At 47.4% G+C, this 13,485-nt stretch carries 11 protein-coding genes; 2 read left to right on the top strand and 9 right to left on the bottom strand.

Annotated elements, in window-relative coordinates:
• Position 1: 1 nt before the first annotated feature.
• Both ACUVJL_RS20725 and ACUVJL_RS20720 read right to left on the bottom strand, forming a co-directional pair.
• The gene (locus tag ACUVJL_RS20725) at positions 2-223 is read right to left on the bottom strand and encodes a hypothetical protein (protein ID WP_445247557.1); all 222 of its coding nucleotides are present in this window, start codon (positions 221-223) and stop codon (positions 2-4) included.
• Entirely contained in the window at positions 210-482 is a 273-nt protein-coding gene (locus tag ACUVJL_RS20720; protein WP_445247556.1) for a BrnT family toxin, read from the bottom strand. The genes ACUVJL_RS20725 and ACUVJL_RS20720 overlap by 14 nt, the downstream gene beginning before the upstream one ends.
• A 63-nt stretch (positions 483-545) precedes the next feature.
• On the opposite strand from ACUVJL_RS20720, the gene ACUVJL_RS20715 reads away from it, so the two are divergent.
• Both ACUVJL_RS20715 and ACUVJL_RS20710 read left to right on the top strand, forming a co-directional pair.
• Entirely contained in the window at positions 546-1,184 is a 639-nt protein-coding gene (locus ACUVJL_RS20715; protein WP_445247555.1) for a histidine phosphatase family protein, read from the top strand.
• Between the two features lie 147 nt (positions 1,185-1,331).
• Positions 1,332-2,099, top strand: coding sequence for a YebC/PmpR family DNA-binding transcriptional regulator (locus ACUVJL_RS20710; protein WP_445247554.1), 768 nt, complete (start codon positions 1,332-1,334; stop codon positions 2,097-2,099).
• A gap of 10 nt (positions 2,100-2,109) precedes the next feature.
• On the opposite strand, the gene ACUVJL_RS20705 is transcribed toward ACUVJL_RS20710, so the two are convergent.
• The 7 genes from ACUVJL_RS20705 to ACUVJL_RS20675 form a co-directional block, all read right to left on the bottom strand.
• Positions 2,110-2,712, bottom strand: a complete 603-nt coding sequence (locus tag ACUVJL_RS20705; protein WP_445247553.1) for a Uma2 family endonuclease — start codon at positions 2,710-2,712, stop codon at positions 2,110-2,112.
• A 253-nt stretch (positions 2,713-2,965) separates the two neighbouring features.
• A complete protein-coding gene (locus ACUVJL_RS20700; protein WP_445247552.1) occupies positions 2,966-4,840 on the bottom strand; it encodes an adenylate/guanylate cyclase domain-containing protein in 1,875 nt (624 codons plus the stop codon).
• A gap of 159 nt (positions 4,841-4,999) precedes the next feature.
• The gene (locus ACUVJL_RS20695) at positions 5,000-8,308 is read right to left on the bottom strand and encodes a PAS domain-containing sensor histidine kinase (RefSeq protein WP_445247551.1); all 3,309 of its coding nucleotides are present in this window, start codon (positions 8,306-8,308) and stop codon (positions 5,000-5,002) included.
• A 105-nt stretch (positions 8,309-8,413) separates the two neighbouring features.
• A complete protein-coding gene (locus ACUVJL_RS20690; RefSeq protein WP_445247558.1) occupies positions 8,414-8,746 on the bottom strand; it encodes a transposase in 333 nt (110 codons plus the stop codon).
• 266 nt (positions 8,747-9,012) lie between these two features.
• Entirely contained in the window at positions 9,013-12,300 is a 3,288-nt protein-coding gene (locus ACUVJL_RS20685) for an AAA family ATPase (protein ID WP_445247550.1), read from the bottom strand.
• Positions 12,301-12,436: 136 nt separating this feature from the next.
• A complete protein-coding gene (locus tag ACUVJL_RS20680) occupies positions 12,437-12,706 on the bottom strand; it encodes a type II toxin-antitoxin system PemK/MazF family toxin (protein WP_445247549.1) in 270 nt (89 codons plus the stop codon).
• Positions 12,699-13,485, bottom strand: a 787-nt coding sequence (locus ACUVJL_RS20675; RefSeq protein ID WP_445247548.1) for an RNA-guided endonuclease InsQ/TnpB family protein, incomplete at its 5' end; no start/stop codon positions are given. The genes ACUVJL_RS20680 and ACUVJL_RS20675, both read right to left, overlap by 8 nt.

Genomic DNA, 13,485 nt, shown 5'->3' with positions numbered 1-13,485 from the left:
CTTATTTCTCGGACACCACGTTTTCTTTAGTAATTCTCATCAAAAACCGCAGAGCTTCATTTACTGCTTCAGAATCGGGAAACATCTCTGCAACATCCGGTTCTAAACGAATATTTACACCACCAAAGGTCTTTCGTCCAGATCCTACCCTTCTTACACGCAACTTCCTCAAATCATATTCCGACCGAAGATCATCGTCCATCCCTGTTTCATCCTTCTTCATAAACTTTTCGCTCCACTCGTGTTACTTTTCTAGCCCTAATCAAACGAATTAAATCTGCTCTTTCTGTATAGGACACTATCAATAAATTACCTTGCTGGGACTCTCCAACAATAATATAGCGATCTTCTTCCTCAGAGTGATCCGGATCGTAGAAATCGACGTAGAGGGGATCGTCAAAAACCGTTCTGGCTTCCTCAAATGAGATGCCATGCTTGGACAAATTTACCGCAGCCTTGTTTTCATCCCACTCGAATTTCATAAAGAGCCCAAATCAGCATCTTTGATATAATATTACACCTAGAAGCAAAACTCAAACCAACTCATGCCGCAAACAGTCTGGATCGCACGACACGGAAACCGCATCGACTTCATTAACCCCGACTGGTTTCTCACTGCAGAACGCCCCTATGACCCCCACCTTTCCGAAGACGGTCACGTTCAAGCCAAACAACTCGCCAATCGCCTCAAAGGAGAAGGAATTTCTCATATTTTTGCTTCCCCTTTTCTGCGAACTGTCCAAACAGCAAATCACGCGGCCGAAGCTCTCGATTTGTCAATTAAACTAGAGTGGGGACTGTGCGAATGGCTGAATCCGGAATGGATGCCAGAAATGCCAGAAACTGAGTCCGTCGAAGCTTTGTGCAGGCGTTTTCCCAGGATTGATGCTTCCTACAAAGGCGGTATTGCTAATTATCCCGAAACTGGGGAAGCTTGTTTCAAAAGGGCGGGGGAAACTGCTAAACGCCTCGCGGCTGAGTTTCCCGAAGATATGTTATTAGTAGGTCACGGTGCGTCGGTTTTGGGAACTGCGATCGGGCTGGCTGGCGGTGCTGAAACGGAAATTAACGCTTCTTTGTGCTGTTTGGTGAAAGTGGTGCGCGGAGAGGGAGAATGGTCGATCGCACTTAATGGCGATACTTCTCACCTGACTGACTCTGAAGCCGTTATCCGGTTTAATTAAAGTTGAGATTAGTGCGAAAAATCGCATTCTATGCTATGTGTGTAAGGTGCGCGACCCGGCGCACCCTACGTTAATCCGATCAGTGAGAATCTGGGTGTTATTGTTTAATCTCGATCGCAAATTTTAAATCGAAAATCTCAAATCGGTATGGCTGGACACAGTAAGTGGGCGAATATTAAACGCCAAAAAGCTAGAGTTGATGCCGTTAAAGGCAAGGTTTTTGCGAGAATATCTCGCGAAATTATTGTCGCGGCCCGCAGCGGAGTTCCCGATCCCGCTGGGAATTTTCAACTGCGGACGGCTATTGAAAAAGCCAAGGCGGCAGATATTCCTAATGAAAACATAGAAAGGGCGATCGCCAAAGGTGCTGGCTTGGCGGGGGGAAGTTCGGAATTAGAAGCTATTCGCTACGAAGGTTACGGCGTTGGCGGGGTTGCTATTCTGATTGAAGCGCTGACAGACAATCGCAACCGCACAGCGGCTGACTTGCGAGAAGCTTTTACTAAAAATGGCGGCAACCTGGGCGAAACTGGTTGTGTGGGCTGGATGTTTGACCACAAAGGAGTTTGTACGGTACGCGGCCCGATTGATGAGGAACAATTGTTTGAAGCGTCGCTAGAGGCGGCTGCGGAATCTTATGATTTGATATTAATTGATGAGGATACTGAAGGTGCAGAGGTATTTACAAGTGTGGCTCATTTGGAAAAGCTGGCTGATGTTTTGAAACAAAAAAAATTGGCAGTTTTGCAGTCGGAAAATCGCTGGATTCCGAGCAATACAGTGGAAATAGACACTCCTGAAAAAGCTCGATCGCTCCTTAAGTTAATGGATGCACTGGAAGATTTGGACGACGTGCAAAGTGTGACGGCGAATTTTGAAATGACAGATGAATTGATGTCTTTGAGTATGGTGTAACGATCGCGCATCACCAGATTTTTGCCATCCGCAAGACAAATCCCGGTAACTCTGGATCTGCGCTGACTGTTTCAGGATTATCTAAGATTTCAGGTTCGCGATCGGGACGGTAGATGTAGACTTTTCTGTTTTTGCGATCGAGCAAAAAGCCGAGCGATACACCGTTCTCAATATATTCTTGCATCTTGTTTTGCAATCCCTTGAGAGTGTCACTAGCAGACCGCAATTCAATCACAAAGTCTGGACAAATCGGTGCGAATGAGGCTTTTTGTTCTTCAGTTAAGGCATTCCAGCGCTCTAATTTAATCCATGAGGCATCGGGGGAGCGGGTTGCTCCATTCGGCAAGGTAAAGCCTGCACTGGAGTCAAACGTTTCACCTGTGCCATCTTCTTCTGCCCAGTTCCCCAATTGTACGGCAATCTTGAAGTTGCGGTTCCCTGTATCTGAAAAGGCTGGTGACATGATAATGACTTCCCCACTGGCTGTACGCTCAATTCTCAAATCGCGATTAACTAGACAGAATTCATAGAACTGTTCAACAGTCATCGATTGGATCGCAGGGAAATTGACCGTCAGTGGGACGCTTTCGGTTTGAATTAGCAGCGTCGTCATGGTTTTTCCTCAGTTGGTGCAGGCGTGATAGAATACCTTGAGCTTATCATATCTTAGCTTTGCGATCGAAAGTCTTAGTCGATCCCGGAGGCGGAGGCTTGTATCCGTTTTTGAGCTGAGTCAATCGATTTTAGATTTTAGATTTTAGATTTTAGATTGACTCCATAGATAAATCTGGGAGCTTGAACAAGAGTCTAAAATGTTGCTCTATCCACAACAGGAGGCGGAGGGTTGTATCCATTTTTGAGCTGAGTCAATAATCTTTTTTCCCAGTCAGCAAATAAGTAACCATGTATCCCTTGCCCTTAACTTGAATAGCGCCGCGCTTCTCAAAAGTGTATTTATCCTTTAAGAGCTCGTAGGTTTCGGCGGTGACTTGAATGCAGCCGGTAATCCCGTGGGATTCCATGCGCGAAGCAATATTTACTGTGTCGCCCCAGAGGTCGTAAATAAACTTTTTTAAGCCGATGACGCCGGCAACGACAGGGCCACTGCAAATCCCGATCCGAATGCTGAAAGGTTCCGAATGCTCTAAACTGAGGATCCGAATTTCCTGCAGCATATCGATCGCCATGTTCGCGATCGCCTCGGCGTGATCCTCTCGGGGCGTAGGCAAACCGCCGACAACCATGTAAGCATCGCCAATAGTTTTAATTTTCTCCAAACCGTGGCGATCGGCCAAGTGGTCAAAAGCCGAAAAAATATCGTTGAGCACTTCCACCACTGCTGTCGCTGAAATTCTCGACGAAAGCTCTGTAAACCCCACAATGTCCGCAAACATCACAGTTACCTCCGCAAAACTTTCGGCGATATTGTGTTCGTTGGCCTTCAAACGCAGGGCGATCGCAGCCGGCAAAACGTTCAGCAGCAGTTGCTCGGATTTAGCTTGTTCGAGTTCCAACTGTAGGTAAGCAGCCTGCAACTGTTCGGCTTGGCGAATTCTTTCTCGGGCTAGCTTTTCGATTTGGGCGGTGCGGCTCAAAGCTGTCAGCATATATGTCACCGGAATCAGAGTCCACAGCATCCCCATCGTCAGAGTTCCCCAAGAGCGCCAGTGCTTGCGAGTTTTGCGAATTTCCGGCGTTGCCGACACGTACAGAGACCACTGGCGGCCGCTAATTTTCAGTGGCCTTTTGCAAGCTGTATAATCCGGGCCTGGATTGTCAAGAATCGGGCAGTCTGGCCGGAGGGATCGTTCCACAGCTGCTGATGCTGGAAGCACTTGTTGGCTGGCGGAGTCGAACAGCACCGCAAATTGCTGAATTTGGCCGTCAGCAGGCAGATTTTTCAGAACCGGGTTTTCCCTTTGCGGTAACAGCGACCGTGCTTCTTGCTTCTGGGGAGCATCGCTGGCAAGATAAATAGTGAGGTAGTCGGTATTGCGTCCTTTTAAAGAAGCTTGGAAAATATCTTTGGCTCGAAATACGCCCACAACAAATCCTTGTAGCAGTTGGCGACGGGATTCCAGGGTAGTCGGTTTAATGCTGTTTCCGTAAATCGGAACTATTGCCAAAAGACCTAGTTCCGGGGAATTGCCCTGAGTTAGGCCTGTGTAGTTGGTGACAATCATTTCTCCAGTATCGCGCCCTCGATCGAGCGCGACGCGGATTGCTGGGTAGGAGGCGAGGTCAAAGCCCAATGCTGTCTCGTTTCCGGCTGTTGGTTCGACGTAGAAAGCCGGGAAGTATTCGGAACGCTGGAGGGCCTGGCGCAGTTCTCCTCGGGGGCTGCGCTCTGTAATCTCGAAGCTGGGGTCAGTTTCGGTTCTGGCTTTGGCTTCGTAGTTGCGCCGCTCGGAATTGGGGACGCGGGGAGCCCAAGCCAGGAGTTGCAGGCTGGGGTGGACGGCTAGGGGACGGGCGACAAACCTGGCAAAAGAGGAACGCTCGACGGCGCTGAAGGCTTTCATGTAGTCGCTGAGGGCGAGAACACTATCTAAGTCGGAGTTTAGCTGGCGTTCGATGCCGATCGAAATATCGTCGATGCGGCGGTGCATTTCGTAGTCGCGGCGGTTGTCTTCCCAGGCCCAAACCAACGCGAATGTCAGCAGCGACAGTCCCACACCAAAAGCCAGCGTCAACCCGGCTGGAATGTAGCGAGACCAGGATAAAGGTAGTTTTTTCAGCATAATTGCCTAGCGAGTAAGGGCAGCAGATTAGCACACCGCTGAATGCGATTTCTTTCGGCCTCTGAGTGCGGTTCATTCAAAACCCTGATAACTCAAGCACCGACGGCAATTGGGAATTAAAAGTTATATCTTGAAACTTTTAAATTAATTTCCGATCGCTCAGCAGGGGATTTCAATCCAGAATTCCGCTCCCTGTCCGGGCGCTGAGATGCACCGCAGGCTTCCCCTATGTTTTTCTACCACAATTTGATGGCTGATGGATAATCCCAAGCCGGTTCCAGACCCTACGGGCTTGGTGGTGAAGAAGGGGTCAAATAGCCGCTTGCGAACGTCTTCGGTCATTCCCGGGCCGCTGTCGGCGATGCAAATGACGATGCGATCGCAATGACTGAGCTGGCTTTTATTATGGCTTTTCAACTCCGCTGTTTTCATTTCAGTGCGAATTACGATCGTCCGAGGTTGCGGTTGGTTTTGTAGAGCCTCAATCGCATTGCTGATAATGTTGAGAAATACCTGGTTTAACTGCCCCGCACAACAGTAAACTTTCGATATATTTCCGTATTCTTTAATAATTTCAATCCGGCTTTTTCTACTTCCCTGATGCAATCTGTGCTGCACAATTAATAGCGTACTGTCAATTCCTTCGTGAATGTCTACCAACTTCATTTCTGATTCATCCAGCCGCGAAAAGTTCCGCATCGACAACACTATTTTACTGATTCTTTCTACTCCTACTCTCATGGAATTTAGCATTTTTGGCAAGTCTTCCTTCAGGAACTCTAACTCTAACTCCTTAATTTTTGCAGCAATCTGAGGAACTGGGGACGGGTAGCATTCCTGGTAGAGATTCAATAGCTCTATTAAATCGTGAAAATAGCTGGATGTGTGAGAAATATTGCCGTTAATAAAAGTTGCGGGATTGTTGATTTCGTGGGCGATGCCAGCCACCATCTGACCGAGGCTCGACATTTTTTCTGATTGAACTAATTGGATTTGAGCGTGTTGTAGCTGTTCGTAGGCTTCTTGCAATTGGGCTGCTTGTTTTCTCAATTGAGATTCGGAAGCTTGGAGTGCTGCTTCGGAAATTTTGCGATTGGTAATATTTTCAATCATCCCTAACCTATAAATAGGTTTTCCTTCGCCGTCTCGAATCAAAGTAGCTGTCACGTTTACCCAAACAATCTTACCTGTAGCCGCCATCTGGCGAATTTCGAGTTGATAGCTCGTAATTTCTCCCCGATCCAGAGAAGCAGAAACTTTGAGATTTTTGGGATTATCTTCGGGATGCCCAATTTCTATAAATGTTTTGGCCAGCAATTCTGTGGCGGTATATCCCAGCATTTCGCAGTAAGTCTTATTGACTCGCACTAACTTGTTATCGTCTAAATTGGCTAAGTAGATAGCGATGGGTGCATCTTCAAAGATTTTGCGAAATAATTCCTCGCTGGCCCGGACTTGAGCTTCTAGGGAAAGCCTATCGGTGATGTCTTCAAACGTAGACAAAATGCCGACAACATTGCCGTAATTGTCGTGTAAAGGTATTTTATTTGTATCCAGACAGCACTGGGTGCCGTCGGCTTGCATTTTGGATTCTATAATGTGATATTCTGGGGTGTTGGTTGCCATGATGCGGCGGTCGCCGGCTCGAAAAAACTGTGTTTCTTCGGGCTTCCAGGGCATATCGAAGTCGGTGAGACCGGCGATTTCACTGGGGTGATTAAAACCTGCGACTTTGGCAAAGTTTTTGTTGCATCCCAAGTAAACTAAATCTCGATCTTTCCAGGCGATTAACTGAGGAATGTTGTTGATTACCAACCACAGCATTTTTTGGGATGTTTGCAAGGCTTCGGTACGTTCTAGGACGCGCTTTTCAAGTTCTTGGTTGGCTTGTTGCAGGGCGATTTTTGACTGGCCCAGGGCGATTTCTGCTAGCTTGCGATCGCTGATGTCGATTGTCACACCCTCCCACAGTATATCGCCGCCCGGTTGCAGTTCGGGGCGAGCGATGCCGCGAATCCATTTCAGTTTTCCCGATCGGGTTACGATCCGCCCTTCATATATCCAAGGTTTTAAAGTTTTGCCTGAAATTGCGACTGATTCTAACAGGGGTTTTAGGTCTTCTGGATGAACCGTTGACCACATTAAATCGGAGTTTATTTGAACTTTTTCTGGATCTAATTCGTAGAGTTCCCAACAGCCGGAACTGACATAAATGAATTCATCGGAATTGTCGGGATGCAGCAAGTATTGATAAATCATTCCCGGCACGTTGGCGGCCATTTTTTGAAATCTGGCTTCGCTTTGCCGCAGTGCTAATTCTGCAAGTTTGCGATCGCTAATGTCAATCAACAAGCCGTCCCAAATAATCTCACCTTTTTCCCCCGATTCTGGTCGGGAAGCCCCGCCAATCCACTTGATCCGACCGCCCGGAAAAACTAATCTGCCTTCCCACCGCCAAGGTTCTAAAGTTTTAGCTGACATGGCAAAAGATTCCTGGAAGCTTTGCACATCTTCTGGATGAAGCATTTCGAACGCAGGAATAGCTGAATTTTGGAGTACAAGAGGTTCTAATTCCCAGAGTTCGCGGCAGCCGGAACTGACGTAGGGGAATGACACAGTACCGTCTGCTGCTAACTGAAATTGATAAATCATTCCGGGAAGGTTGGCGGCTAGTTTTTGAAACCTCGCTTCGCTTTGCCGTAATGCTGTTTCTGCTTCTACGCGATCTGTAATATCGTAAAATGCCGATAAAATTGCTGCTTCGCCGTTAAAATTAATCGATCTCATCGACAGTTTTACCCAAAAAAAACTGCCGTTTGCTTTCCTGAGACAGATTTGTTCGCTGTCGCTAAAGCCGTTTTGTTTTACTAATTCTAGCAATTGACGGCGGTCGTTGATATTGGCATAAAATTCATTATTCTTGCCAGCGATAAGTTGTTCGTAACTCAAACCTAAACATTCCCCAAGGGCAGGATTTGCATACAAAATAACGCTGTCTTCTAGGCGCGTAATTAACATGGGAACTGGAGTCGCAGTGGCGATCGCCCGCAATCTTTCTTCGCTTTCTTGCAGGGCTGTTTCGGCTGCTACTCTTTTGCTAATATCGTTTTGAACTCCGATAAAATGAGTTAAATTTCCCTCATTGTCTAGGATGGGGGAAACGGTTAATTCGTTCCAAAAAGGAGTTTGGTCTTTGCGGTAATTTTTGAGAACTACCTTAATTTCCGTTCGGGCTCGTAAACTGCTGCGGAGTTTGTCTAATTCGGCGGCATCGGTATCGGGGCCCTGCAAAAACCTGCAGTTGCGTCCAATAACTTCTTCGCTACTGTAACCAGTCAGTTTCTCAAAAGCAGGATTGCAGTAGATAATAGGTGTGTCAGGCCTGCTAGCATCGGCGATGAGGATGCTGTTGCTCGATGCTGCGATCGCCCGCTCTAGGAGAGACAGGTGGAAAGAGTCTGTTGTCATCAGTAGCAATATCCAAACTCCCAAGGAGCGGACAGAACAATAAAAAGTTATAAACAGGTTAAGCCATTCTTATTCTATAATCTTATTGGTGAACAAACCAGACGGTCAAGGTCGTACCGTTACACCGCAGGCTTCTTTTTCCCTCGATGCAAGGGATTTTTTGAGTGACGTAGAACCACCGCCACTTTCGTAACTGAGCACAATCTTTTTGATAGTTTTCCCAGACTTAGAACCCTTAACTCTTTTAGCTAACTTTGCTTGAAGTCTTGCCAAATTTTCAGCAGATGTTCTCAAAAATCTCGGGTTTTTAGCTCGTTCACCATTGGATAGGTAGGCGTAGTTAATAATTGCTAAATCTATACCGAGACTCTTTTCTGCGGTCGGTTGAATTTCTGCAACCGTTACTGGTACTGTTTGATTTTCTAGCGTTAGGGAAATATACCATCCCTCTGCTACGATTCCGGTTGCACCGTCCGCATTGTTGACTGTAGACTGTAGAAGGAGGGGTCAAAAAAATGAAAATTGCGCTCCTGATTTGTTGGCCTCGGGATTCGACTTTACGCCCGACTTTCTGGGCGCGGATTTGATATCATTCCGGCCTGACTGCCGGAATTGATATCAGATCCAAAAGAAACAAAATTTGAAAATACTGATATTTTCAAATTTTGTTTCTTCTCCTCCTTCCATGCGGCTCGCCCACCCTTTTAAATTGACAAGCTGATGCAAGAACCCTGAGCAGTTTTGCTTACTTCAATCCTGGCTTGAAAAGCTTCTTTCAGGTGTGGCATATGGGTAACGGTGAGAATGCAGGCGAAGTCGGAGGCGATCGCATTAATTGCAGCAATCAGCCGATCGCACCCTTCAGCATCCTGAGTCCCGAACCCCTCATCAATAATCAACATTTGCAAAGCCGTGCCCGCCCGCTGAGACAGCAGTCTCGCCAACGCCAGCCGAATCGCAAAATTAATCCGAAAAGCTTCACCGCCCGAGTAAGTTTCGTAGGCGCGAGTACCGCGAGCATCAGCAATTAAAATGTCTAAAGTGTCAATCAATTTAGTTGCTTTTTTAGAAGCAGCAGCCCGCTGAGTAATAAATTGAACGTGCAATTGATTCGCGCTCAATCTCGACAATATCTGATTGGTTTCAGCTTCGAGTTGAGGCAAAACATTTTCAATCATTAAAGCTTGAATGCCGTTTTTACCAAATGCTTGACCCAACTCTTGATAAACTCGCTGCTGGCGTTTGGCAACTTGCATTTGCTCTTTTTGAGCTACTAGCTGAACTTGCAGAGTTTCCAGATTTTGCTGCTGCTGCTGGAGGCGTCCGAGACTTCCCAAATGTTGGTCAAGCTGCTGGCGGCGGCGACCCATTTGCTGTTCGAGCGCGCTGATTCGGGCTGTGGGATCGGGATATTCTTGCAATTGCTGGTTCATCGCTGCAGTTTGAGCGCTGACAGCTTGCAAATCTCGATCGCGCACAGCGATAGAACTTGCTATTTCATTAACCCGCTGCTGCACTTGCGGGTACTGCACAGTTGCCGATCGCAGTTTTTCGGCGCGGGTGATCCAAAACTGCGATCGGCGCATTTCGATCCGGACCTGTTCGTGCTGTTCCAAATTATAGTCAATTTCCGCAATGTATCTATCTAAAGACCGAATTTGCTGCTGTATTTCCGAGGTATTTTTTTGTTGTTCTAGCTGTTGCTGTACGGTGGCTAATTGAGTTTGCAAATCCGGGCGGCGGGCATTAATTTTATTCAGTTTCTGTTGAGCGTCTTTGATTTGAGCTTGCTTAATTTCTGCCCACCGCAAGCGCTTTTCATCGCTGCGGGCGAGGGAGTGGCTGCTATCGCTGTAATTGAGCTGTTGCAGTTGCTGTTCGATTTGCTGGAGTTCGGCCAAATCCGAAGCTGCATACTCGCCAGTGCGCAGCAACCGCTCTATTTCCGCAGCGTCTTGACGCATACTTTGCAGTCGGTTTTCGTCTTGGCTTAGTCCATCTAATTGTGCTTGCAAATGGCTGCGGCGTTCCCGCAATTCTTGGTAGGGCGCTAATTCCTCTTCTAGTTCGCGGTATTCATGTCTGAGGACTTGAATTTCGCGCTCGGAGACGGCCAACTGTTCGCGGACTACCCACAGTTGGTTCCAGATTTCCTGCTGTTGGGAGTGGTGTTTTGTGACTACCAAATTCCAGTAGTGTTCGTCTAAAGGTCGATCGCACAAAGGACAATTGCCAAAATTTGCATCCTGCACCATTAAAGGCGAATTCGATGGCTCGTTTTCCGCAAAATTCGAGGCTTTACCTTCGCCTGCGGTTTTTTCTCCTTCATTTTTCCGCAGCAGTTGCAGTTTTTGGTCGATCTCGGCGAGTCTGGTTTGATAGTCGCGGCTTTTGGCTTGCAGGTTTCCTAGAAAGTCGTGCCTTTCTTGACCTTTTTCGCGGACTCGCTGCTGATAAACTCGCTTGTTTTCCAACTGCAAAATTTGATGGGCGATGGCCGAGATTTCCTGCTGTAATTGTGGCTGTCGCTGCTGCTGCTGAACTTGCACCTGTCGGTTGATTTCGTCTAAGCGGGCGGTTAAACCGGCGCGGGCGCGATCGAGCTTTTGTTGCTTTTGCTGCTGCTGTTGTAGCAGCGGCGAAACTTGCAATTGCAGTTGCTCTAGTTCGTTGAGGCGCGATCGAACTGCTTGCAACTGTGCGAGTCCTTTGTTAACCTCCGGCTGCTGTTTGAGAATCTCCAGAACATCTTTTTCATCCTGTTCTAAAACATCTAATTGAGCTTGCAACTGCTGAATTTTGCTTTCCAAAAAGCTCAGTTCGTCGCGCTGCTGTTCTTGCAATTGCTGACGCTGATTTTGGGCTTGTTGGTTAGTTTTGAATTTGCCAGAGAGAGTCTCTTCTGTGGCTTGCAAGCTGTGGAAATACGCGATGCCTGCTGTTATTTCATTTTCTTGTCCTAGGAGGGCTTGCAGCTCATTTTGCTGCTGTTTGGCTGCGCTGAGTTCTTGCTGCAAGCGGCGGCATTCTTGAGAGATATTGTAGTGCTGTTGCTGGTGGCCGGCGAGGAGTTTTTGCCAAGTTTGGCGGTTGTGGTGCTGGAGTTGCAGTTGCTGCAACTCGGTTGTGTCGGCTTGCTGCTGTGAAGAGAGCAAATCGGTTGCTTGCTGCAATTGAGTTTGTTCGGAGGCGATCGTCTCTTTTTGTTGCAGTTGCTCTTGTACAGTTAGCAAACTCTGTTTGAGCACTTCGACTTGAGCTTTAAATTGTTTGGAGGTATCCTTGGCTTGTTCGGATAAAGTATCGTAGGAGTCGAGTTTGAGCAGGTTGGCTAAAACTTGTTTGCGTTCGATCGGCTTTTTGAGCATAAATTCATCAGCTCGCCCCTGCCGCAAATACGCCGAGTTGATGAAAGTATCGTAATCTAGTTTGATGTGTTCGAGGATTTTTTGCTGAGTTGTTCTCAGACCTTTGTCTGTGAGCGTGCGAAAATTCACCCCCCCCGACCCCCCCTTACTAAGGGGGGGAGAAGAATTCACTTCTTCGGGCTCCCCTTTACCAAGGGAAGAATTCACTTCTTGTGGCCCCCCGTTACCAAGGGAAGAATTCACTTCTTGTGGCCGCCCCTTACCAAGGGAAGAATTCACTTCTTGTGGCCCCCCCTTACCAAGGGGGGGGAAGGGGGGGTTTGTTGCTACTTGAAATTCCAAACTTCCCGATTGTCCGCGTCGGCGGTTGCGAATCACGCGATAGATTTGGCCGCCGGTGGAGAAAGTGAAATCAACGCGCACATCTGTTTCGCCGATATGGATGATATCGTCTTCTGTATCGCTGCGGCAACAGCCCCAAAGTGCCCAGGCGATCGCTTCTAAGAGGGAGGATTTGCCAGCACCGTTAGGTCCGCAAATGCAAGCGGTGTGCAGGCCGCGAAAGTCTAAACCGGCTTCGCGATAGCTGAGAAAATTTTTGAGTGTAAGTTGTATAGGAATCATTTAGGCCATCGCGCCATACAATCTATCTATAAATAACACTATTTGTGCGCTGTTGCCTAGTTATTCAATCCAGATCCAGAACAATTGTCAATGCTTCTGCAATTTCTTCCATAATTGTCTGGGACAAGGTTCCGAGTTATCGGACAAATCTTTGTTGGGAAACGGAACGGACTTGAAAACTGTCGGCGGCGGAGACTTTAGTCAAGCCATTTTCGCCGCTGGGTTCTAGCCGAACCATCCAATTTCTCTCGGTGTATCGCTCTTTCCAGTCAGTGATGGGAACAATAACTTCAAGCAGCAAAATTCCCACCGTTTCATCACTGACAATTACTACCGGACGGGTTTTGCCGATTTCGGCACCCACAGTAGGTTCAAGCGCAACCAGCCAGATTTCACCTCTACGCATTAGTTTTTATCCCTGCGTTAAGGCATTCTTCCTCGGAGTCAAAATAGGGTTCGCTCTGAGCTGACCACAAATCATGTAAAGCACCTCCCGGCATATAATCTTTGACTGCTGCTTCTGCTGCGGCTCTGAGTTTCCGCTTTCTCTCAGCTTTGCGCTGGGCTTTTTCTTCTATTTCTTCGCCCATCATCCGCGAAGCTGTTTCGATGATTTCTAGGCGTTCTTCTGCTTTGACATACCCCTGCCTAAAGGCGAGGGGATTCTTGATTCGCAGGGATTCCAATGAATTTACTGGCAGGCAAGCATCACAGGCGGTATGCCCTACGGCTGCAAGTCCTCTAATTAGAACTACTTGAGCGGCTGCAACATCTCTGTCCGTTGTATAGCCGCAGTTCGAGCATGAATGAGTACGCTCATCAAGCTGTTTTTTTCCTGTCTCTGCTAAACAATTGGGGCAAACTTGACTCGTTTTACGAGCGCTTACCTTCTGAAAGTACACGCCATATTTCAAACAAGTTTGCTCTAGGATTGTAAAGAACTGACCCCAGCTTGCGTCTAAGCAATGTTTCCCTAGCATCGCCCTAGAGAGCCCAATCAGATTCAGATCCTCAACGAAAATCATTCCCACATTTTGGCAGATTTGATGAGATAATTTACGATGCCAATCTTTCCGACTGTTAGCAACGTATTCATGCAGTTTGGCGACTTTCTTTTGAGCTTTACGCCAATTGTTAGAACCTAGTTTTTTACGACAGACACGTTGTTGCAGCAATTTAAGCTTG

The organism is Microcoleus sp. OTE_8_concoct_300, assembly GCF_031383065.1.
In the GTDB taxonomy this organism is placed as follows: Bacteria; Cyanobacteriota; Cyanobacteriia; order Cyanobacteriales; family Microcoleaceae; genus Microcoleus.
This window is presented reverse-complemented; position numbering and strand designations above follow the sequence as displayed.

Coding starts and splice junctions, on each gene's coding strand:
- ACUVJL_RS20725 (WP_445247557.1), bottom strand. CDS start 223: ATGAAGAAGGATGAAACAGGGATGGACGATGATCTTCGGTCGGAATAT.
- ACUVJL_RS20720 (WP_445247556.1), bottom strand. CDS start 482: ATGAAATTCGAGTGGGATGAAAACAAGGCTGCGGTAAATTTGTCCAAG.
- ACUVJL_RS20715 (WP_445247555.1), top strand. CDS start 546: ATGCCGCAAACAGTCTGGATCGCACGACACGGAAACCGCATCGACTTC.
- ACUVJL_RS20710 (WP_445247554.1), top strand. CDS start 1,332: ATGGCTGGACACAGTAAGTGGGCGAATATTAAACGCCAAAAAGCTAGA.
- ACUVJL_RS20705 (WP_445247553.1), bottom strand. CDS start 2,712: ATGACGACGCTGCTAATTCAAACCGAAAGCGTCCCACTGACGGTCAAT.
- ACUVJL_RS20700 (WP_445247552.1), bottom strand. CDS start 4,840: ATGCTGAAAAAACTACCTTTATCCTGGTCTCGCTACATTCCAGCCGGG.
- ACUVJL_RS20695 (WP_445247551.1), bottom strand. CDS start 8,308: ATGACAACAGACTCTTTCCACCTGTCTCTCCTAGAGCGGGCGATCGCA.
- ACUVJL_RS20685 (WP_445247550.1), bottom strand. CDS start 12,300: ATGATTCCTATACAACTTACACTCAAAAATTTTCTCAGCTATCGCGAA.
- ACUVJL_RS20680 (WP_445247549.1), bottom strand. CDS start 12,706: ATGCGTAGAGGTGAAATCTGGCTGGTTGCGCTTGAACCTACTGTGGGT.